Annotated in this window: 16 protein-coding genes and 1 CRISPR repeat array; of the genes, 9 read left to right on the top strand and 7 right to left on the bottom strand. The window is 32.6% G+C overall.

Annotated elements, in window-relative coordinates:
• The first annotated feature begins 1 nt into the window (after position 1).
• From CBR30_06725 to CBR30_06715, 3 genes are read left to right on the top strand one after another with little or no spacing between them, the layout of a single operon-like run.
• Positions 2-2,329 (top strand): hypothetical protein, encoded by a 2,328-nt coding sequence (locus tag CBR30_06725; GenBank protein PMQ01343.1) that lies wholly within the window; start codon positions 2-4, stop codon positions 2,327-2,329.
• The gene (locus CBR30_06720; GenBank protein PMQ01342.1) at positions 2,326-3,774 is read left to right on the top strand and encodes a TIGR02688 family protein; all 1,449 of its coding nucleotides are present in this window, start codon (positions 2,326-2,328) and stop codon (positions 3,772-3,774) included. The genes CBR30_06725 and CBR30_06720 overlap by 4 nt, the downstream gene beginning before the upstream one ends.
• Before the next feature lie 7 nt (positions 3,775-3,781).
• Positions 3,782-4,705 carry an RNA polymerase subunit sigma gene (locus tag CBR30_06715; protein PMQ01341.1) on the top strand — a complete coding sequence of 308 codons (924 nt, stop codon included), beginning with the start codon at positions 3,782-3,784 and terminating at the stop codon, positions 4,703-4,705.
• On the opposite strand, the gene CBR30_06710 is transcribed toward CBR30_06715, so the two are convergent.
• Positions 4,702-4,977 (bottom strand): hypothetical protein, encoded by a 276-nt coding sequence (locus CBR30_06710; protein PMQ01340.1) that lies wholly within the window; start codon positions 4,975-4,977, stop codon positions 4,702-4,704. The genes CBR30_06715 and CBR30_06710 overlap by 4 nt on opposite strands.
• 113 nt (positions 4,978-5,090) lie before the next feature.
• On the opposite strand from CBR30_06710, the gene CBR30_06705 reads away from it, so the two are divergent.
• Complete coding sequence (locus tag CBR30_06705) at positions 5,091-5,279, top strand: hypothetical protein (GenBank protein PMQ01339.1); 189 nt, start codon at positions 5,091-5,093, stop codon at positions 5,277-5,279.
• Between the two features lie 118 nt (positions 5,280-5,397).
• On the opposite strand, the gene CBR30_06700 is transcribed toward CBR30_06705, so the two are convergent.
• The 3 genes from CBR30_06700 to CBR30_06690 form a co-directional block, all read right to left on the bottom strand.
• A complete protein-coding gene (locus tag CBR30_06700; protein ID PMQ01338.1) occupies positions 5,398-7,551 on the bottom strand; it encodes a hypothetical protein in 2,154 nt (717 codons plus the stop codon).
• Positions 7,548-8,399 (bottom strand): hypothetical protein, encoded by an 852-nt coding sequence (locus tag CBR30_06695; protein ID PMQ01337.1) that lies wholly within the window; start codon positions 8,397-8,399, stop codon positions 7,548-7,550. The genes CBR30_06700 and CBR30_06695 overlap by 4 nt, the downstream gene beginning before the upstream one ends.
• 230 nt (positions 8,400-8,629) lie before the next feature.
• Positions 8,630-8,824 carry a hypothetical protein gene (locus CBR30_06690; protein PMQ01336.1) on the bottom strand — a complete coding sequence of 65 codons (195 nt, stop codon included), beginning with the start codon at positions 8,822-8,824 and terminating at the stop codon, positions 8,630-8,632.
• A 475-nt stretch (positions 8,825-9,299) separates the two neighbouring features.
• Here CBR30_06690 and CBR30_06685 point away from each other — a divergent pair, with 475 nt between their 5' ends.
• Both CBR30_06685 and CBR30_06680 read left to right on the top strand, forming a co-directional pair.
• Positions 9,300-9,980, top strand: coding sequence for a hypothetical protein (locus CBR30_06685; protein ID PMQ01335.1), 681 nt, complete (start codon positions 9,300-9,302; stop codon positions 9,978-9,980).
• A 38-nt stretch (positions 9,981-10,018) separates the two neighbouring features.
• Entirely contained in the window at positions 10,019-10,186 is a 168-nt protein-coding gene (locus CBR30_06680; protein ID PMQ01334.1) for a hypothetical protein, read from the top strand.
• A 560-nt stretch (positions 10,187-10,746) separates the two neighbouring features.
• Here the strand turns inward: CBR30_06680 and CBR30_06675 are convergent.
• Together CBR30_06675 and CBR30_06670 are read right to left on the bottom strand one after the other, a co-directional pair.
• The gene (locus CBR30_06675) at positions 10,747-11,364 is read right to left on the bottom strand and encodes a hypothetical protein (GenBank protein PMQ01333.1); all 618 of its coding nucleotides are present in this window, start codon (positions 11,362-11,364) and stop codon (positions 10,747-10,749) included.
• A gap of 14 nt (positions 11,365-11,378) precedes the next feature.
• Positions 11,379-11,696 carry a hypothetical protein gene (locus CBR30_06670; protein PMQ01332.1) on the bottom strand — a complete coding sequence of 106 codons (318 nt, stop codon included), beginning with the start codon at positions 11,694-11,696 and terminating at the stop codon, positions 11,379-11,381.
• Between the two features lie 85 nt (positions 11,697-11,781).
• Positions 11,782-12,036: a CRISPR direct-repeat array (repeat unit 35 nt; unit sequence TTTCAATCCCGTATTATTCCGGGAATTATTTTGAC).
• 805 nt (positions 12,037-12,841) lie between these two features.
• Between CBR30_06670 and CBR30_06665 the strand changes: the two genes are divergently transcribed.
• Genes CBR30_06665 through CBR30_06655 form a run of 3 tightly spaced genes read left to right on the top strand, consistent with a single transcriptional unit; the run spans position 12,842 to position 21,449 of the window.
• On the top strand, positions 12,842-16,168 hold the full coding sequence (locus tag CBR30_06665) for a helicase (GenBank protein ID PMQ01331.1): 3,327 nt from the start codon (positions 12,842-12,844) through the stop codon (positions 16,166-16,168).
• Positions 16,165-18,891: a DNA methylase gene (locus CBR30_06660; protein PMQ01330.1), complete on the top strand. Its 2,727-nt coding sequence runs from the start codon at positions 16,165-16,167 to the stop codon at positions 18,889-18,891. Before CBR30_06665 ends, CBR30_06660 begins: the two co-directional genes overlap by 4 nt.
• Positions 18,892-18,911: 20 nt before the next feature.
• Positions 18,912-21,449 (top strand): AAA family ATPase, encoded by a 2,538-nt coding sequence (locus CBR30_06655; protein ID PMQ01329.1) that lies wholly within the window; start codon positions 18,912-18,914, stop codon positions 21,447-21,449.
• A gap of 1 nt (position 21,450) precedes the next feature.
• Here CBR30_06655 and CBR30_06650 read toward each other — a convergent pair whose 3' ends face one another.
• A complete protein-coding gene (locus tag CBR30_06650; GenBank protein PMQ01328.1) occupies positions 21,451-21,960 on the bottom strand; it encodes a GGDEF domain-containing protein in 510 nt (169 codons plus the stop codon).
• Positions 21,961-22,572 lie beyond the last annotated feature (612 nt).

Raw genomic sequence — 22,572 nt, 5'->3', positions numbered from 1 at the left:
AATGATATTTGGAAATCTCGATGAATTAATAGAATATTTAAATAAGGATAGAGTTTCAAGAAATACATATAGTATTCGCTTTCCTACCAGACTAATAATGCTGAGTAATTATAAATTACTACATGAGTTAATAAATAAACTTAACAACAAAGCTAATGTAATAAGCATAGGTGATATTCTCCTCGATGAAAATGAGGATAGATGGCTAACCCAATCAAACATTTACAACCTAATAAAAAATTTAGATACACAAAATGATTTTATAATTCTTGGTATTTCTGAGTTTTTGCGATTTTTTAGTGATAATGAACTTTACTCTTTTATTAATTTCCTATTAGAGATTGAGGGAAGCCCTGAAAGAAATAGAAGAATATATATTCCATTAATAGGTATGAGAAACAGAATAGAAAATGCCTTTTTGAACAAATATCATAGAAGATTTGAGTGGGACCCTTTATGGATAATAAATGACCCGGAGAAGGATAAGGTTAAAATATATCTTGTAAATTTCAATTTAGAAGATGCTAATATAAGAAATACAAAAGACTATTTGAATTTATGGAAAAAGCGCGAAATACCAAGTACACTAATTTCATGCTCAGATATTATTTATTATTTTGCTGACAAGGTAGTTCCAGATGAAACCTTCGACTTCATAAAGATAGAAAATATTAAGGAATATATTGAAAAGGTATGGAATATTAAAGTTCCCATTGAGTATGAAGAGACAGAGGACCGTTTTTGGAAGCAGTTATTTGACAAGTTTAGTACAAAAAAATCAAATTTTAATGAGCTTGCAGAAGTCGTATTAAATATTAAAACTCTCAAATTAGAAGATACATTATACTTATGGCATCATGGAGATGAATTTTCTCGTTGGATTCTGAAATGGTATATTCTAAATAACTATGAATTTAACGATACATATACATCCTTCGTCCTAAAAGATATTAAAGAGTTTTCTAAGAATTCCTTAATTACAGATTACTGGTTGAAGATATTTTCAATAAATACCCCTACTTCGAAACTTTTAAATGAAAGAAGAAGCCTTTTGAGAAATTATTACAGTAAAATTAATGAGGAAGTGCCAAAATTCATTGATGAGAGATTGGAAGAAGAAATAGAAAAATTACCTATCGATGTAACATATAAATATTTAGTTGGAATATCTAAATTTGAGAAGAAGTGGATAATAAAAAATTTAGACCATATTTATGATTTATCAAATATCTATCCAGAACTAAGCTATTATTTAGAAGAATTACATTTTGAAAATATCAATGAGCAAAATAATTGGATTATTGAATATTTCAATGAATATAGAGCTTCAAGGCTTAGAAATTCTATTTCAGATAGGCACATCTCCATATTGAATGAAAAGAATAATAACAGCAAGTCTTTTTACAACTGGTATTTCTCCTTTGATAAATTAGAGAATATTTATTTTAAAGAAATAGAGAAAAATCAAGAAAGCAAAAAGATTTTTATTGATGGATTAGGATTAGAGTTTCTAAACCTATTTTTAAGGCTGTTAAAAGAAGAGGGATATACCACTCAAGTATATATAGGAACCTCGGAACTACCCTCTATAACAAAGTTTAACAAGTTAGATGCAGATGAATCAATAAATGATCTGGATAAATATCTTCATGATCAAAATATATACAAGTATCCAGAAAATATAATAGAAGAAATAGAAATAATAAAAAACATAGTTAAAAAAGTATCAAGCTTTGGTGATGACCTCATCATATTTTCTGATCATGGTTTCACACCCTTTGCAAGCTATCAATTCAATAAATTTAAAAGATATAATTTTGAGGACGCAGAGCATGAAGGAAGATATATGGAGATTACATCAGAAAAAAATTTTATTGAAGATGAAGACTTCTTTTTGCATACCTCCAAAGATAAGGAAGGAAAAGAACATAAATATATTATTACATTAAAATATGCTTCTTTAAGTGATGTACCAAAAAGAGAAGTACATGGAGGAGCTACACCAGAGGAAATATTAGTCCCTCTTATACATGCCTCTAAAAAATTAGTCAAAAGGGAAAAATTTGAAGTTCATATACTAAAAACAGATATAAGTATCAGAAATCCAATATTAGAAGTAAAAATCAAACCAAAACCTAAAGTAAAAGTAAAAATAGAATACTCAGGAAGATTATACGAAATGAACTACAATAAGGAAAGCGATATTTATAGCATAAAATTAGAAAATATAAAGGTAGGCAATCTTTCAATAAAAATAAAGATTGGGGAGTTTGAGAAGCCATTTGAAATAAATATTATTGGAGGTATGAAAGAAAGGGATATTTTATGAAAGAAAAAGAAAGTTTAGACTTAAAAATAAGAAGGGTTTTTCCAAATGAATCTGTCTACAAGAGCAGAGAAATATATAGTGTTTTTAGTGGAAAAAATATACCATCTTTCATTAAGGACTGGCTTGTACAAAAATTCACTGATGAGGATGGAACAATAGATAAAACTGGACTTCTAAGCTTTTTAGAAAAATTTATCCCTCAAAAAGAAGATGCTAAAAAACTAAAAGGAGAGTTAATATCTACAAAAACTGAAAAAAAGATATTAGCAAGAGTACTTATAGAACCAGATGTCAAAAAAAACCTTATAAGGTTTTCGATTCCTGATCTTGGCATTTCACTTAATGAGGGTATTGTTGAAAAATTTGTAATCGAGAAGCATAAAAATCTTGTTGGTGGAGAAGTTTGGGGAGTTTTCTCTCTATTATATGTACCACCAGAAGCCTCAGAATTTAACTTGGGATATATTGCGATAGTAGATTATAAACCATTTAAACCCTATGATATAGATTTTGAGTATTTTAGAGAGGGAAGAAAAGAATTTACCCTCGAGGAGTGGATTGATCTACTTATTAAGTCAATGGAGTATAATCCAGCAGGATTTGATAGCTTAGAGCAAAAACTTTCTTTTTTATCACGTCTCTTAATCTTTGTTGAGCCAAGACTAAACATGATAGAACTCTCACCAAAAAGTACTGGAAAATCATACATATTTAATAATCTAAGTAAATATGGATGGTGTATTAGTGGTGGCAATGTTTCAAGAGCAAAAATGTTTTATGATATGGCAAGAAATACCTTTGGCTATATAACAAGGTATGACTTTGTTGCATTAGATGAGATACAGACAATAAAATTCTCCAACGAGGAAGAATTAAGTGGGGCTTTAAAAAGTTATCTTGAGTCAGGAACATTTAAAATAGGAAACATCTTAGGCACATCAGAGGCTGGATTAATGCTTCTTGGGAATATACCTCTTACAGAAGACTTTAGACCTATCAATCAATTTTATTTTAGTGAACTACCTGAGTTTTTCAAAGAATCTGCCCTTTTAGATAGGTTTCATGGATTTAATGAGGGATGGAAATTGCCAAGAATCAATGAAAGCATGAAGGTTACAGGTTATGCCTTAAATGTAGAATACTTTTCAGAGGTTCTTCATTCCTTAAGAAATCATTCCGAATATTCTTTGTTTGTGAATGAATTGGTAGAAGTTGAACCAAAAGCCGACACAAGAGATACAAACGCTATAAAAAGGTTAGCCACTGCTTATCTAAAGCTTCTCTTTCCTCATGTAAATGATGTATCAGAAATAAATAAGGAAGAATTTGAAATATATTGCTTAAATCCTGCCATTGAAAAAAGAGGAATAATAAGGAAGCAAATCCATCTTATTGACCCAGAGTACAAAGATAAACTTCCAGAGATAAAGATTAAAAAATTTTAAAACTAAGATGTTTGAGGATTTAATAAGAAAGCTTGAAGAGGAAGAATTAATAAGAGAATTGGATGAATTTCTAAAAGAAAAGGGAATAGATCTATCAGAAAAAGAAGAAACAGAGGAACCAGCCCCAAAATCTAAGCCGAGCATAAAAAAAGATTACAAAGAATATATAGATATTTTAGACATTCATCTAAAGGAGATATCTAAATATAAGGTATTAAATCCAAAAAAAGAAAAGGAACTATTTCAAAGGATAGAACAGGGAGATAAGAAAGCCAGAGAAGAAGTTATACTGTGCAATTTAAAGTTAGTCCACTCCGTAGCAAAGAAATATGTGGGAAGAGGCTTAGATTTTGAAGATCTAATTCAGGAAGGGTACATTGGACTTATAAAAGCTGTTGAAAGATTCGATTGGAAAAAAGGAAATAAATTTTCAACCTACGCAGTATGGTGGATAAAACAATGCATTTCACGAGCAATAGATGAAAATTCACATCTCATAAGAATTCCCGTTCATTATTTAGAAAAGCAGAAAACCTATAATTTTAAATTTATTCCTTATGATGTTCCCGTATGCGAATTTTCTGAAGAAGAATACGAAACTTTAAACTCGCTATGTATTAGGAAAGATATTGATGATGATTCGTGCCTTCAAGATATTTTATGTGATGACACAGATGATATTTGGGAATTTTTAGAAAAACAAAATTTAAAAGAAATCTTAGGAGAACTTATTGATACCCTTTCTGATAGACAAAAGGAAATCTTAAAACTAAGATATGGCTTAGAGGATGGAATAGAAAGAACCTTAGAAGACGTAGGAAAATTATTTAATCTAACAAGAGAAAGAATAAGACAAATAGAAGAAAAAGCCCTAAGAAGACTTCGACATCCAAAATCGAGAAATAAAATTATAGACTTTAGGAAATGTTAGAGGATTTCTCTATTATGAAATACTAAAATTAAAAGCTTTATGACATCTATAGTCCATTTAGTTAAGAATTTTGAAGCCTCATTTAAAAATTCTGAAACCTCATCAAACTTACCAAGTTTGCAAAGTGCAAAGGCTTTACCAGAAAAAGCTGAGTAAAATTTTCCCTTACTCAGTTCTATTGCTTTATCATAACATTCTATCGCCTCTTCAAACCTGCCAAGAGCATAAAGTACCTTGCCTGTGGAACACGGAAGGGAGATGGTATCCCCCAATGGATATTAAAGTTATTAGAGTAGGAGAAAAGAAATTGCTATTAGATTTCATAGAAAATAATCTAAGTATTAAAGGAAAGGAGTAAAAAAAGAACATAGCACCTCTCAATTTTATGGTATTCTTATTCAAAATACTACAGAAAAAGTATAAAAATCTAATAGAAGTTGAGTTTTATGAGCTGGAGAGATTTAATTCTTCTTCCGCGTTACTTCCAAAAGCACATACATATATTCTTTGGTTTAATGCTATCAGGAAGAATAGCTACAAAGAAAACAAGACTCCCTGGGAGATTATTAAGTAAAGAAATTTTCCTTGTTATCCTCGACGAATTATTTTCAAAAAGGTTAGAATCTTATCTAAGGGGATACCATGTTATTCCGCAGCCCTAAAATTTTAGAATTTAGGAAAAGTTAGAGGAATTACTTTTTCCACTTATTGAGTATTGAAAGCGCACGATTTTTTGCCTCCAAAGCTTCTGAATAGTCCCCATTTCTCAATCTTATAGCCTCATCATAACATTTGATCGCTTCTTCAAACCTGAAAAGATAATAAAGTGCATTTCCTTTGTTAAACCAAGCTTCTGGATCATTTCCTTTTCTCAATTTTATCACTTCATCAAAACACTTGATCGCCTCTCCAAACTTGCCAAGAGCATAAAATGCATTACCTTTGTTATTCCAAGCATCTGGGAAGTCTCCTTTTCTCAATTTTATTGCTTCATCATAACATTTTATCGCCTCGTCAAACCTGCCAAGAGCATAAAATGCATTCCCTTTGTTATACCAAGCATCTGGATCATCTCTTTTTCCCAACTTTATCGCTTTATCAAAACACTCTATCGCCTCTTTAAACTTGCCAAGCTTTGAAAGTGCATTACCTTTGTTATACCAAAACTCTGGAAAATCTCCTTTTCTCAATTTTATAACTTCATCATAACATTTTATCGCCTCGTCAAACCTGCCAAGAGCATAAAATGCAAGACCTTTGTTATACCAAGCATCTGGGAAGTCTCCATTTCTCAATTTTATTGCTTCATCAAAACATTTTATAGCTCTTTCATATTTACCAAGATCGTAAAATTCAATCCCCTTTTTATACCAAGTTTTAGGGTCATTAATATCTATTATTAGCAAATCTTCACCCTCAAGAGAAAGAATAAGAGTATTTAAAGCAGCTCCAGAAGGCGCATTCTTGAAAAGCTTCCTAAATTTGTCCGCCTCTCCTTTATAACCCCTCGCCTCCAAGTATAAGTATAACTCCGCTGTCTCTTTCTTTAACTCCTCTTCATAATACGAAAAATTCTCCTCTAAACATTTCGCTATCTCTTCAGGTGTACTATACCTATTTCCATCTACCCCCTTAAATCCTCTCCCTGAGTCTAAAACATAGATCGCTTTTATTAATCCAGCCCTCTGATCCCTCGGATATTCCTCCTCTATTATACTCTCAATCGCCGTGTATAAATATTGGTTCTTGTTCTTTAACCACTCAGATATTGCTCTCCTATATAAATGTCGCTTCCCAAGCTCTTCATACTTCTCCATTAAATCCGCTAAGCTCTCTGGATCAGTCGCTACTAACTCCTCATTCCCTACTTTCCCAAATATGAATGGTGGATACTCTTTTATAACTTCATACTCCACCGGTACAACTTCCCCGTTTAACCACTTCTGAACTTCTTTATACCCCCACCTCTTCGCTGGATTTACTACTAATAATCCCTTTACCAAGGTCTTGAATTCATTCGGCATGTCTTCAGGTATCTCTACTCGCCCCTCCATCTTCATCCTCATAACTCCATATTCACCTAAGTCTTTAAATGGTTCTTCCCCACTCCATAAGTGAATTAGTGTAATCCCTAAGGAGTAATAGTCTACCTCTTTGTCTATTACTGTCTTTCCTCTTATGCTCTGAAAAAGCTCAGGCGCTGCATAGGTTAGTGTCCTCGCTTGCCCTGTTAAGCGCTTCGAATAACCTTCATCCAAAACACTTGATATTCCAAAATCTCCTATCACTATATCCCTCTGACTTGAATCTCGGAAAAATATGTTTTGTGGTTTTAAGTCTCGATGAATTATCCCTCTACTGTGACAAAATTCAAGCGCATTTACTACTTCTTTCACTATTTGCTTTAAAAATTTTGGGTCTTTTATCGGAATCTTTTCGTATAAGGAACCACCCCTCGCATACTCCATTACCTCAACAAATCTGTTTTGATACCACCCATAATCAATAATAGATATAATATCTGGATGTGTTAGCCCTTTTAGCTTCTCTATTATCTCTTTCTTCGGCATAAAACTTGGATAGTATAGCTTTATTACATATTCATCATTCCCTCTCTTCGCTAGAAAAACTTCTGCTTCCCCAGAAGTGGCTAATTGCTGTGTGATTATGTATCGCTCCCCATTAATAACTATTTCATTTAATGAGATTGTAGGAGCTAGATTTTGTCCTACCCCTGATGATATTATCCCTCCACTGTCCCTCTCTGTTCGATCTACCCCTGAGGATATTATCTCACCATTAACTGAACGTATCGTCTCTTCTTTATTCATATCCTCTTTACTCATATTTCCACTTCCTCAATTGTAGTTATAGTCTCAAATAACCACTCCCCTCCATGCCCAGGAGCTGAACAACCTTGGGGCCCTTCTGGATGTACTACCCCATACGCATTACAACGCCACCCTATTGGGTTTCGCTTTATTGTGGGTAACAGAACTTTTAATGCCCCAAAAAATCTCCTCGCCTCTTGATTGTTCTTGAATTCTTTCTGCTGTAATTTCTCAAAAAGTTTATTTAGCTCCTCTTGAGATCTCTCCGCTTTATCCACTCCTTGAATTAGTTCGTCTGTCCCTGAATTAAATATCTGTGAGGATTTTTGTAATTGAGTAGAATCGCTTTTCTGTAACCTCTCTTTGTACTCTTTCATCTTCTTTAGTTCTTTCTCATCGTCCGTCTCATCTATGGTTTGCTCTGATATGCCCCTTAATATGGCTTGGAATTCCTCTGAATTCCTTAATTGCTCAATCGCTTCATGTGCTTGCTTCGTTAATGGAATTCCACAATGTTTACAAAAATCAAAATAGCTTAGATTCCCACATTGGGGACATATTATTCCTTCTACTGGATTCCCACAAACAGAACAGAATTTGGCTCCCTCCTCTAAAGGTGCATAGCAAAATTTGCATCGCCCCTCCAAAAGCCATGCCCCACATACTTCACAAATGTCTGCATCTGCTGGTACTGTTGATTTACAATGGGGACATTGTTTGACTGGATTGAGAGGTTTACCACATTCTGCACAATATTTCGCTCCTTCTTCGTTTTCTGCTCCACAATGAGGACATATCAGTACCTCTTCAGCACTGGAGCTTTCTTGAGTTTTACCCCCATATTGCTTAAATAATTCACTCATTTAAAAAAACCCCCCTTATTTACTTACTATCTATTTTATAACTCACTATCAAAATTTTTGTCAAGAGGTGTTAAAGGCGAGACTGTTTGAAAAATCTACAAAAAGATAGGATCTAATTTCTTAAAAGCTTAAAGAAAAGAGTGAAAATAACTTTTCTATCCTTGTAGGCTCATAACTCCCTAATGCTTGCATTATATTAACAAATACACTTTCAATTCTAAATATCTCCCTCACATTTCCTTAAAATTTCTTCTAACTCTCTGTAAGAGTATCCCCTTGATACTTTTAATAAAGAGTAAGGTAAGAATGAGATGATCAGGGTAAATTTTGGGTCTTCCTCTTTTCCTCCTTTCTTTTTTCTTCTCTATTTCTTTCTTTTTAAAATATTCTTTTGAAAAATTAAGAAAAACATTAATATCTATCATTCTCATCCTCATACTTCATTATTTTAGCTTATTTCCTTCTTTTGTAAATTTTCAAACAGTCTCCCATTTTATACTTGGCAAAGAAAACTTTTTGAGATATACTTAAATTAGTGTTAATAATATTTTAATAATAGATAGAGTATTAATCTAAAAATTTTCGCAACTATTTTTCGAACTCACGATAACATCAAGATTTATATAAAAATCCCTATATTAAACACAGCCCAATGTCTAAGCTTATATTTTATTTATAACTAAGGAGTCAAAAATAAATTCAAACTGAGAGGTGGATAATTTGGACGAGATAATTAGTATGATGTGGACATTACTAAAAATAGTATTCTAACTTTTTTACGGTACATTAGTAATTTTATTCAAAATAGTTAGAGCAATTATAAAGTGGATTTTAAACCTTGCACAATCCAAAACTAAAAATCCTCAAAAATTAGATCTGCTTAAGCAACAGTTAACACCAATGAACTGGAATATGTTTACCCCATTACCTGTTCCTACCGAGCAAAGAGATGTGGATGCTTTAATAAAAGAGATTGAAAATGCTCCACCGGGCTCTGTTATCCGATTACAAGCAGGACTTTACAAATTTGATAAACCGCTCCAAATAACTAAGTCACTTACACTGGAAGGAGAAGGGATAGATAAAACACGTATTTCATATATTGGAAGTGAAGAAAATGAACACCTTATCCAAATTTTTAGCATTGATGATAATGTTCACGTTACTATTAGGAATATATGTTTTGAATATACTAGCTATGTTAAAAATGATGTAAATCCAGACATTATTTTGGCATCTGATTCTACATTTGAAATACAATCATGTGCATTTACGGGTGCTAAAAATGTTACTGGATTATTCCTTTTAGAGGAGACAAGGGGAGTAGTAAGAGACTGCAAATTTTACGATATTGATGTTGGTGTTGCTGCAAGTGAGAATGCTGAGGTGATTATAGAGGATAACATATTTTGGAATAACCAAGTAGGGATTACTTTCATAGGTAATTCTAAAGGAACAGTTCGTAAAAATATTTATGTTAAAAATAAAACTGGTGGAATAGGCATATATGATGAAGCCGTGGTAGTTTTAGAAAATAATAGATGTTGGCAGAATGGTGAAATAGGTATTTTTTGGAGATAATACTAAAGGGGAAGCGAGAAAAAATGAGTGTGTAGAAAATGGAGAATGCTGGTATTATGGTTGCAGGACAATCTTGTCCACTACTGGAAGACAATGTATGCTTCCTAAATGGCAAAGTTGGCATTATATATGAGCATACAACAAACCCTATAATAAGAAATAACAGATGTTTAGGTAATGCTAAAGCAGAAATATTTAGACATTAGTAATAAAAAATGGAAAAAATATAAAATGAATATATCTGAAAAATTTCTCTACTTGGTTTTAGCAAACAAAGTTAAAAAGATGTTTCCTATTGTTATTAAATTTAATTTATTAAAACTTTAGAAAGGAGGGTTGAATATGCCAAAACGTATTTGTGATGCATGTGGAAAAGAAAAGGATGTTGAAGGAGGAAAAACTTGCAGTAATGGGCATTTTATTTGTTACGACTGTGTACATTCAACAGAAGGATTATTCTTTGGAAGTCCAATGGATACCTGCCCAATTTGCAAACAACCGCTAAGATAAAAAATAGAGTTTGTAGAATTTAACATCAAAAAGCGGTACTCTCTTATTTAGGTTTATAGAGAGTACCGCTTTTATATAGAGTTTGTAACAAAATTACATTCAAATACATACACCAATCATTCTTACTTTAGACAAAGACAAAATTTTTTAGCAAAGTACTAAGATATTATAATAAAAAAGTGAGGACTATTTCAACTTACTCATATTAATTTTTATCCTACTTAATTTTACTATAATAAATCATTCACCAGCATCTTTAAGAATTGAAGGTGCAATTACTTAAAAGGTCCTTTATAGAGAAGTTAATCCATTCTCTATTTGTAACGGGAGTTTGATTTCCATTATTGGCTATCCAAAAATCTCCCTTTTTGGGAATCGCTATTACACTTTGGACTGTGCCAATATTTGATACAGAACTTAGAATTTGCTTTGCTTTTTCAAAATCAACAGGATTATTCAAAAGAGCCCTCATTTTTGCATATCTTTCTTTGCTTCCATCTTTTGTCATTGCTAAATGATAAAAATCATCCGGTACATATTTAGAACCGTAATAATCTCCCTGCTCTTTTTGCATTTCTTCTATCTCATAATGATTTGTAACAATGATATCCCCATCTTCAAAAGTTCTAAGTGCACTTTTTTGAGAACTAATCTCTACTACTACCGCATCATCCTTAGATACAAAAACTAAATTTCTTCCTATTATTGTGGGTGTTGAGATAATTTTTTCTACTCCATCTTTAAGATTTGAGGCATATTGAATGGTTTGGCGTATGGATATTTCTTGAGGAATTCTACTGAAAACCCTTGATTTAGCTGGAGAAGAAAGCACAATTAGATCAAATCTTTGGGAAATTCCTGTTAACACTCCCACAATGCCAGGCCATCCTACTGAGAGAAAGGGGTATCTCTTGCTACAAAACAGGAGCAAAAGGGCGATTTCAAAAAGTAGAAAATCTCTCCAAGCTCTTCAATCAAATTAATTAAACAAATAAACCTGTAACTAACTCCAGAACCATCAGCTATACTTCTGATTTCTTCTTGGAATTGCTGGGGTATGTTCCTTTTCAAAATTATACTCAAAACTTCAAACAAGTATAGAGCAAATCTTCCCCAAATTCTTTCGTAATTTTCAAAAAGTTTACCTAAATTTCTTTCCAAGTATTTTATTTCCTGCTGTAAAGTCCTTCCATGTTGGTATCCCATTTCATAAGGTGTACCCTTAAGATAAACAACTTTTATTTTCCCTCCATTTCTAACCCCCCTATTTTAAATAACTTACTAATTTAACTTTCAATCCCGTATCATTCCGGGAATTATTTTGACGGTGTTAGCATGTTAAGTGTTAATAAGTATTTCATTATCTTTCAATCCCGTATTATTCCGGGAATTATTTTGACGGATTAATTGCTCTATTTGTTATTGGTTTTCTAAAGGGTTTCAATCCCGTATTATTCCGGGAATTATTTTGACAAGGAGGTAAGAGTATGAAAAAAGTGTTTGTTTTTCTGTTTCAATCCCGTATTATTCCGGGAATTATTTTGACTGCGGGTTTCTGGAAGAAAGATTTCATGCGCCCTGCAAAACCAGTTTTGCGTAATCCCCATTTTTTGTCCCAATTTTTACCCCCAATTTTTGATATTTTTACACCATTTTTTGCAATAAAAAATTATCTCAAACCCGCATGAGAGTAGTGACCTCATGCATCCTCGGATAATCCTCTCCATTCCTTTTTTCTAAGGTGCAACTTTTGAAAATATTATATCACATTTGATTTTAAAATTTTTATCTTTTCCATCCTATTACTACACAAATTATTTTGACAGTAGGATCGACGATTGTGATTGAGGAGCAGGTGATAAGTTTCAATCCCGTATTATTCCGGGAATCATTTTGACTGCGGGTTTCTGGAAGAAAGATTTCATGCGCCCTGCAAAACCAATTTTACGTAATCCCCATTTTTTGTCCCAATTTTTACCCACAGTTTTTGATATTTTTACCCCATTTTTTGTCATAAAAATTTATCTCAAACCCGCATGAGAGTAGTGGCCTCACGCATCCTCGGATAATCCTCTCCATTCTTTTTTTCTAAGGTGCAATTTTTGAAAATATTATATCACGATTATCTTTTTTCCTTGCATATATTTTTATGCTTTATTATAATGCAAGTTAGAAATTAAAAGGAGAGCACTTTATGGGTATTAAAAAGGAGAAAAACCTCGGAGATTTATATCAATTGAGGGAAAATTCTTTTCCACTATGAAGATTGGATGTTCTTTCCCATTTTGATGAAGCATTAAAATAGGCAAACAAAATTTTTGTGATTTAAATTTTTTGGGGAGGTGCACTAAGTGATTGAAGAGGGTAAAACGATTATAGGAGATTTTTGGAATGAACCTGTGAAATTAGAAAAAGTTGAATTTATAAACGATTATATACGTATTGTAGGTATTGGAGTAAATTCTAAACAATTCGTAGAGGGATTAATCCCAAAAGAGGACTTAAATAGGATAAAAGTAATTGAGACCGCATTGGATTTTTCTTCGGACCCTGAGAAAACTTTCCTTTTGATAGAAGCAACGCGCTTTAAATATGCATCTCTTTTTGATCCTCTTCTTGCTATGAATGTATCCAAAATTGAACCCCTACCCTTCCAGATTGAGGCAGTCTATGGCTATGTTTTGAAACAACCTCGTATCAGATTTTTAATTGCGGATGACCCTGGTGCAGGAAAAACCATAATGGCAGGACTTGTTCTAAAAGAGCTAAAGTTAAGAGGACTTATTAATAGAATTCTTTTAATTGTGCCTGGTCATTTAGTAGATCAATGGAAAAGAGAGCTTAAGGAAAAATTTAATGAAACCTTTGTAGTTGTAGACAGAAATAGTTTTAATAATTTGTTCGGTGAAAATCCATGGGAAAGAGAAAAACAAATAATAGCATCTATGGATTTTGCAAAACAAAAAGATATACTCACCTCATTAAGCATAGTCCATTGGGATTTGGTTATCGTGGATGAAGCCCATAAACTCTCAGCATATAAATATGGAGAAAAAACCCAAAAAACTCAACGTTACAAATTAGGAGAGGTCTTATCCGCAAATTCAGATCATCTTCTCTTTTTAACTGCTACACCCCATAAAGGAGATCCAGAAAATTTTAGACTCTTTTTAGATCTTCTCATGCCAGGATTTTTTGCAACAAAAGAGATGATAGAAGAATCCTTAAAGAATAAGGATAATCCCCTTTTTATTAGAAGACTAAAAGAGGATCTTAAGAATTTTGAGGGAAAACCCATATTCACAAGAAGATTTCCAAAAACGATAAAATTTCAGCTTTCAGATAAAGAAAAGGAACTTTATAACGAGGTCACAAAATATGTAGTAGAACAATACAATAAAGCAATTGAAATGGATAGAAGAAGGAATGTTGCCTTTGCCCTTGTACTTCTTCAAAGAAGAATGGCATCAAGTGTCTATGCCCTTTTAAGATCCTTGGAAAGAAGAAAAAACAGATTGGAAAAGATCTCAAAAGAGGAAGAGCTAAAAAGAGTACCAGAGGAAGAAATTGATATAGAAGAATATGAAGATATGGCTGAGGAAGAAAGAATGAAAAAGGAAGAAGAGTGGGAACAAATCACATTGGCAAAAAATATGGATGAGCTAAAAAAGGAAATAAAGACCTTAGAAAGACTTATTAATAAAGCAAAAGAGGTATTGCAATCTGAAGAGGAGGTAAAAATTAAAGAGCTTAAAAAGGCAATTGAAGAAGGCTTTAAGAAAATTAAGGAGATGGATGGAAAACCCAGAATATTAATATTTACTGAATTTAAGGATACTCTTGAATATTTAGTGGAAAAAATAAAGAGCTGGGGATATAAGGTAAACTTCATACATGGCGGAATGAATATGGAAAAAAGAATTGAAGAGGAGAAGAATTTCAAAGACTATACTGATATAATGGTAGCCACAGAAGCTGCAGGAGAAGGAATAAACCTGCAATTTTGCCATATAATGATAAATTATGATATACCTTGGACCCCAAATAGGCTTGAACAGAGAATGGGAAGAATCCATAGATATGGTCAGCAAAAAGATGTTTATATTTTTAATCTTGTGGCGGATGATACAAGAGAAGGAAAGGTGCTTTCTAAATTACTTGATAAATTAGATGAGATAAGAGAAAAGCTTGGAAGTGACAGGATCTTTGATGTAATTGGTGAGATATTTAAAGATAAAAATCTATACCAACTTATAGTTGATGCAGTGATGAATGCTAAAAGTATGGATGAAATCTTAAAGGAATTAGATATAAAACCTGATGAGAAATATATCTCTGAAATAAAAGAGATCTTGGGAGAAAGCCTTGCCACAAGATTTATTGATTACACAAGGATAAAAGAAATGAATGAAAAGGCAAAAGAAAATAAACTTGTACCTGAATATGTTGAAGCTTTCTTTAGAAAGGCATACACAAATTCGGATATTAAAGGGAAAATTAAAGATACTAAGAAAGAGTTTATAGCCATTGAAGATGTATTTTCAACCCCTCTTATAAATTTTAATGACGATATTAATTTTCAAAAAATGTATGGTAAATTAAGTAGAAGCTATCCAAAAGCAACCTTTGATAAAGATATAGCCTTTAGAAATCAAGATGCAGAGTTTATCTCCTTTGGACATCCATTATTAGAAGCTTTATTAGAATGGATTATTAGGAATTACCAATTGGAGGCTAAAAGAGGAGCAGTATTCAAAGATCCATCTGGAAAACTAAATGGATACATCTGGTTTTACATAGGAGAGATAAAAGATGCAAAAGGGGAGATTGCAGGAAGAAAAATATTTGCCCTTTATGATGATGGAAATAGTGTAAGAGAAATAAATCCTACTATTATTTGGGATTTGTCACCTGAAAAATCAAACCCTTCTGAATATATAGTAGAGGAGAATAAATTAATAGGTCGTGCTATTTATGCAGTAGAAAAATATAAAGAGGAGATAGCTCAGGAGAGAAAAAGACAGGCAGAAATAAAAAGGAAATATGGTTTAAAATCACTTAATTATTTTATTGATAAATTAAACGAAGAATTAGCAGAACTTTACGATAGACTTGATAAGGGAGAAAAAGTAGATTTACCTATAAGAAATAAAAAAGAACTTTTGGAAAAATATAAAAATGCAAGAGAGGATTTAGAAAAAGAGATAGAACAGGAACAAAATTTATCTATGACAAAACCGGAGCTTTTAACAGTGATAAAGGTGGTGCCAATGAAAGATGCAATGGTAGAAAATGAAGAGATTGAAAAAATTGGGATGGAGATAGCTATGAGATATGAAAGGGAATGTGGTAGAACTCCTGAAGATGTGTCAAAGGAAAATCTTGGATATGATATAAGATCAAAGGATGAAAAGACAGGAGAAGTAAGATACATAGAGGTTAAGGCAAGAGCTGAAGAGGGAGACGTAGCCCTAACTCAAAACGAATGGTTTAAAGCAAAAAATTTCAAAGACCAATATTATTTATATATAGTATCTAATATAAAAACAAATCCTGTTTTAACAATCATTAAAAATCCTGCCATAAATCTTTTACCACTGGAAGAAATTGGTGTGGTAAGATATATTATACCCTTGGAAGAATGGAAAAATAAATCGGAAGAGGTATGGAGAGCATGAAGGATAAAAGATTTATAGAAGATAGTTTTCCTGTGAAAGAGGTAAGTGAGATATCTGCAAAGGAGAAAAATATAAGACATGGGCACATATCAACATTACATATTTGGTGGGCTCGAAGACCTCTTGCTTCATCAAGAGCAACAAACTATTCCGCATTAATACCTGCTCAAGAAGACAGAACAGAGTGGGACAAAATTAATCAATTTATCGTTAACCTTTCAAAGTGGGAAAATTCTTTAAATAAGCATATAATTGAAAAGGCAAGAAAAGATATTTTGGAGGCAAATGGTGGAAAACCCCCAAAAGTCCTTGATCCTTTCTCGGGTGGTGGTTCTATTCCCCTTGAAGCATTAAGACTTGGATGTGAGGTTCACGCTGTAGAGTACAATCCTGTTGCAGTTCTCATTTTAAAATGTACCCTTGAATACCCACAAAAATATGGAAGACCAAGAGAGATTAAAAATGAGCATAGTTTACTGGAGTCTGAGACGAAAAACCCCCTTCTTGAGGATGTTAAAAAGTGGGGAAATTGGGTGTTGGAGTCTGCAAAGGAAGAGATTGGAAAATTTTATCCCATAGATGAAAATGGAGATATTCCTGTGGGATATATATGGGCTCGCACTATCCCATGCCAAAATCCTACATGTAATGCGGAGATACCATTAATGCGCCAATTTTGGCTTGCAAAGAAGGATAATAAAAAAGTTTCTCTTTATCCTTTTGTTGAGGGGAAAGAAGTAAAGTTTAAAATAGTTGGAGATGGATATGAAGAAATGCCCCCAGATTTTGACCCAGAAAAAGGCACTGTTTCAAGGGCAGTAGTGGTGTGTCCTGTATGTGGCAGTGTAATTAATGATGATACAACAAGGAAGCTTTTTAAAGAAGGAAAAGCAGGGCAAAGAATGGTTGCAGTAGTCTTGCATAAGCCCGGTGCTGAAGGTAAAAGATATAGAATTGCAATGGAAAAAGATATGGAAATTTTCAAGCAAGCGGAAATTTATTTGGAGGAAAAAAGACAAAAGCTTATGGAGGAATGGGGAATTGACCCTGTGCCGGATGAACCAACTCCAGAAGGCAAAGGTCGAGGAGCAGAAAGAGCATTTTCTGTTCGTAATTATGAATTAAACTCTTATGGTGATCTTTTTAATTCCAGACAAAAGCTGGCTCTAATTACATTTACAGAAAAAGTAAGACTTGCTTACAAAAAGATGATTGAGGAAGGATATGATAAAGAGTATGCAAAAGCTGTGGTAAGCTATTTGGGGTTAGGTGTAAATAGGTTGGCAGATAGAAACTCTATTTTATCGATTTGGAATAATATTGCAGAGAAACAGGAACATACATTTGGCCGTCAAGCCTTAGGAATGGTTTGGGATTATGCTGAAACAAATGTTATAGATGGAGTTCAGGGATGGGAGAAACAATATAGTTATATAATTACTACATTAGAAAACCTCTCCCAAATTCCTCCAGTAGAAAACTATGGAAAACTTTATATTCCTCTTGTTACTCAAGCATCTGCAACAGAGCTTCCATATCCAGATAACTATTTTGATGCAGTTTTCACAGATCCACCCTATTATGATAATGTGCCTTACTCTTATCTTTCTGATTTCTTCTATGTATGGTTAAAAAGAAGCATTGGAGATTTATATCCAGACCTTTTTATTACTCCACTTACTCCCAAATCAAAGGAAATTGTAGCTTATTCTCACCAAAAAGGTGGCTTTGAAGCAGGTAAAAAATTTTTTGAGGATATGCTTAAAAAAGCATTTAGAGAGATAGCAAGGGTTCTAAAACCAAATGGCATAGCAATAATTGTATATGCTCATAAATCAGCTTCTGGCTGGGAAACATTAATAAACTCCCTTATTGAATCTGGACTTGTTCCTACAGCCTCATGGCCTATTGATACAGAAATGAAGGCAAGATTAAGGGCAAAAGAATCTGCCGCTTTAGCTTCATCTATATATTTTATCTGCAGGAAAATGGAAAGGAAAGAGATAGGATGGTTTAATGAAGTAAAAGAGGAAATAAAAAATTATGTACCTAAAAAACTTGAAAAACTATGGGAGGAAGGTATAGGTGGTGCAGATTATTTTGTGGCAGGAATTGGCTCTGCTATTGAGATTTTTGCAAAATACAAAAAGGTTATGGATTATGAAGGAAATGAAATTAGTGCAGAAAAATTAATAGATTATATTAGAGAGGTTGTTACCGATTACACAGTGAAAAAAATTCTTCATGATGGTATCTCTGGAGAACTTTCACCTCTTACAAGATTTTATTTACTTTGGCGATGGACTTATAAAGAGGCAAAGGTAGAGTTTGACGATGCAAGAAAGCTTGCAAGTTCAATAGGGGTTGATCTTGAGAAGTTTTGGAATAAGGGATTTATTAAAAAACAAAAAGAATTTATAATAGTACTTGGACCACAAGATAGGGATTTGAAGGAGCTTGAAAATACAGAAGATATGATAGATGTTCTCCACAAAGTTTTATTACTTTGGAAAGATGGAAAAAAGGAGAAGATGAAGGAGATTTTAAAAGATACAGGATATGGAATGAGAGATGCATTTTATAGAGTGGCTCAAGCAATATCTGAAACCTTACCAAGTGACAGCAAAGAAAAAAGGCTTCTTGATGGATTTTTAAGTGGAAGAGAAAGATTAAGAGAAGAAATAAAAGGTACCATTGAGCAAAGGAGCCTATTTGAAGATTAAAAATTTGGAGGGTGAGAAGAATGAAATCATTTATTCAAATTGCATTACCTCATGATGACATAATTCAAGGAAAACTTAACATGGAAGTATTTGCTGCAGACCTATGGCAGGTAGCAAGTGGCAAAGCTCCCATTGATTATATGAATCCTAACCTATTTTTTAGAAGAACTTATGTAACCAATGGATTAAAAAATATTTTAAATATTGCAAAAGAAAGACTTGAAGGGAAAAGCGATAGAGCAGTTATTCAGCTACAAACCCCCTTTGGAGGAGGAAAAACCCATACCCTTATAGCCCTTTACCATAGATCTAAGGAATGGAATGCAAAGGTTGTAGTTATTGATGGAACAGCCTTTGATCCAAAGGAGAAAAAATTATGGGAAGAATTGGAAAGACAGCTTACAGGAGAAGTGGTAATAACAAAGGGCGATATAGCACCAGGAAAAGAAAAATTAATAGAACTTTTATCCAAAAACTCCCCTGCCCTCATCCTTATGGATGAAATATTGGAATATGTGACAAAGGCAGGAGGAATAAAGATTGGTGATTCAAATTTGTCCGCCCAAACTCTTGCTTTTATTCAGGAACTAACAGGAGCCGTTTCAACTGTAGGAAATTCCCTATTTGTTTTTACATTACCATCAAGTAATATAGAACACTATGACGAAAATACAGAAAAAATATATCAGCAACTCCAAAAGATCACTGGACGAACAGAAAATATATATACTCCAGTAAGCGATGAGGAAATAGAATATGTGATTAGAGCAAGACTCTTCAATAGAATAGATGAAGAAGAAGCACAAAAAATAGTAGATGAATTTATAGACTATGCAAGGAATGAAAAAATTTTATCGGAGAATGAAATTTCTGAATATAGAGAAAGATTTTTAAAAAGCTATCCATTTAAACCAGAGGTTATTGATGTGCTCTACAAGAGATGGGGCTCATTTCCAACTTTTCAGAGAACAAGAGGTGTTTTAAGATTACTTTCTCAGGTAATTTATAGCCTTAAAGATACAAAAATACCATTCATTCGTCTTGGTGATTTTGATCTTAGCAATGATGTAATAAGAAGAGAGCTTATAGCCCATATTGGACAAGAGTGGGATAGTATTATTGCCCAGGATATAACATCAAAAAATGCAGGAGCAAAAAAGGTTGATGAAAGTATTGGCACTTCATATGCTCCATATAAACTTGGAACCGTTATTAGCACAGCTATTTTTATGCTTTCTTTTTCTGGTAAAGGAGAAAGGGGAACAACAACAAAAGAGCTTAAGCTTTGCAATGCATCACCAGAATTTGAAAGCTCCATTATAGATACAGTGATAAATAACTTAAGAGAAAAACTTTTTTACCTCTCCGATGATGGTCTATTCTTCACTAACCAGCCAAATTTAAATAAAATTATGCTTTCAAGGGAAGAAAATGTACCTGAGTCTAAAATATATGAGAAGGAAAGAGAGATTTTGCAGAAATATTCGGTAGGTTCTCAAAAGCTAAAAATTTACTTACATCCTAAATTTTCAAAGGATATTCCAGATACTCCTGAATTAAAGCTTGCAATATTAAACAAGGAAAGACCAGATAAGGAATTTCTTGAAAATTGTGGAGAATCTCCAAGGGTTTATAGAAATACATTAATATTTTTATGCTCCGATGATGGACAAAAAGAAAGCTTCCAAAACTTTTTAAGAAAACTTATTGCTACTAAAGAGATTGAGAGTGATAAATCTTTGAACTTATCCCATAGACAAAGGGAAGAAATCACAAGAAAACTTAAAGAACTTGAAAGAAGAGAGTATGAAGAATTAAGAAAATATTATAGAAAATTATTTGTGCCTGATAAAAATGGCTTTAAAGAATTTAATATGGGAATACCCAATATACATGAAAACCAATTAAATAATGAGGTATATGAGTATTTAAGGAGTCAGGGTGAAATTCTTGAAAAAATATCTCCTGTGGTAATTAAAGAAAAATATCTTTCAGATAAAGATTATATTCCCATAAAAAATCTTTATAATACCTTTCTTACAACTCCTGGAGAAACTCGCCTGCTTTCAAGAGATGCTCTAAAAGAGGGAATAATGGAGGGAGTTAAAAAAGGACTTTTTGGTTTTGGATATATTAATTATGGAGAAATTGTATGTGTAGAAGATGTAAAAATAGAGTTTGAAGAAAGCGAAGTAATTATTAAACCAGAGCTTTGTAAAAAAGAAAAAAGTACGGAAGAGGGAAAAGAAAAAACTAAATCCCCTGAAGATGGAAAGGGGATTAGCGTTCATGAGCCTACTGGAACAATAGAAGTTAATGTAAACCCAGAATATAAATTAAAAAGTTTGCATCTAAAATTAAAGATTGACCCAAAAAAAGGAGAAACTTCTCAAATTATAAGAATTATAAATCTATTAAAAAAGTCTTTTTCTAATCTTGAAGTAGAAATTATATTTGAGGCAAGTGGTGGAGAGATAGATAAATTTTATTATGAGAATAATATATTAGAAGCATTTAGACAAGCAAGGATTGAAATCATTGAAGAAAAATTAAACTAATCTATTTTTCATCATCATGGGGATATTCTACCCTATTTCTTCCCTTTTGTTTTGCCATGTAAAGCATGTCATCCGCCTGCTTTATAGTTTCCTTAAGGCTTAATTCTTCTGTAAAAGTTGCAACTCCCATACTTACAGTTATATGTCTACCACCACCAAAAGTATGTTCTTCTATAGATTTTCTTATTTTTTCTGCTATTGAAACAGCGGATTTTAAATCTGTTTCTGGAAGAAGAATGATAAATTCATCCCCTCCCCATCTACCTAAAAAGTCTGTCTTTCTAATGGTTGACTTTACAATTTCTCCAACCTCTTTAAGAACTATATCTCCTTCCTCATGCCCATATGTATCATTTATTTCTTTGAAATGATCTATATCAAATATGATTATAGATGCATTAGATTTGTATCTTTCTGTCCTAAGTTTTTCTCTCTCAAGCTCTTGAACAAGCTTTCTTCTATTGAATAATTCAGTAAGAGAGGCAGTGGTAGATAGAATCTCAAGCTGAATATTCGACTCTTCAACGGAGGTTTGTAATTATTGATTAATAATGTTTTATCCTCATAACCTGAATAAACATAATTTATATTAGGTAGAATATCCTTAGCAACTCTATAGAGATTAAGAATCTCCTTCCTTTCTTCTTTTGTTAGTGTAGTACCTTTTTTAATAATGGGATTTTCAGAAAATACCTCAACAGTTCTTCTAAGTGGCATAAAATACCAAAGAATGTAATTTTTCATAGCAAGATTTCTCTGCCTAATTATGGCTGTTGCGTTATTAATACCTGTTCTATAGACTACTGCGGTAATGAGTAAAGAGAATATGATAAGTAAAACCGCAGAAACTGTAAATATACTCCAAAAAAATAGTATCTTTTAAGCTTTTATTTCTCAATTACTAAATTCCTAAATATCATATTTTGTTTTATTAAAACATGTTTTTAATTTAAAGTCAAATATAAAAAAATGGTGTTTTTTATTCTTCTTTTGCCAACCCCTTTTGTCTTAATTAATATAACTCGTTTATATACACACCGCTGATATAATTACGTTTATAATGACATACACTTTTCTCGTTTAGATATTTAATTGTTCAATTTTAAGGGGAGCAGTATGTGGT

This window comes from Dictyoglomus sp. NZ13-RE01, assembly GCA_002878375.1.
Lineage (GTDB): Bacteria > Dictyoglomota > Dictyoglomia > Dictyoglomales > Dictyoglomaceae > NZ13-RE01.
This window is presented reverse-complemented; position numbering and strand designations above follow the sequence as displayed.

Excerpts from the sequence above, each read along its gene's own strand:
- CBR30_06725 (PMQ01343.1), top strand. The coding sequence starts at position 2 with ATGATATTTGGAAATCTCGATGAATTAATAGAATATTTAAATAAGGAT.
- CBR30_06720 (PMQ01342.1), top strand. The coding sequence starts at position 2,326 with ATGAAAGAAAAAGAAAGTTTAGACTTAAAAATAAGAAGGGTTTTTCCA.
- CBR30_06715 (PMQ01341.1), top strand. The coding sequence starts at position 3,782 with ATGTTTGAGGATTTAATAAGAAAGCTTGAAGAGGAAGAATTAATAAGA.
- CBR30_06705 (PMQ01339.1), top strand. The coding sequence starts at position 5,091 with ATGGTATTCTTATTCAAAATACTACAGAAAAAGTATAAAAATCTAATA.
- CBR30_06700 (PMQ01338.1), bottom strand. The coding sequence starts at position 7,551 with ATGAGTAAAGAGGATATGAATAAAGAAGAGACGATACGTTCAGTTAAT.
- CBR30_06695 (PMQ01337.1), bottom strand. The coding sequence starts at position 8,399 with ATGAGTGAATTATTTAAGCAATATGGGGGTAAAACTCAAGAAAGCTCC.
- CBR30_06690 (PMQ01336.1), bottom strand. The coding sequence starts at position 8,824 with ATGATAGATATTAATGTTTTTCTTAATTTTTCAAAAGAATATTTTAAA.
- CBR30_06685 (PMQ01335.1), top strand. The coding sequence starts at position 9,300 with ATGAACTGGAATATGTTTACCCCATTACCTGTTCCTACCGAGCAAAGA.
- CBR30_06680 (PMQ01334.1), top strand. The coding sequence starts at position 10,019 with ATGGAGAATGCTGGTATTATGGTTGCAGGACAATCTTGTCCACTACTG.
- CBR30_06670 (PMQ01332.1), bottom strand. The coding sequence starts at position 11,696 with ATGGGATACCAACATGGAAGGACTTTACAGCAGGAAATAAAATACTTG.
- CBR30_06660 (PMQ01330.1), top strand. The coding sequence starts at position 16,165 with ATGAAGGATAAAAGATTTATAGAAGATAGTTTTCCTGTGAAAGAGGTA.
- CBR30_06655 (PMQ01329.1), top strand. The coding sequence starts at position 18,912 with ATGAAATCATTTATTCAAATTGCATTACCTCATGATGACATAATTCAA.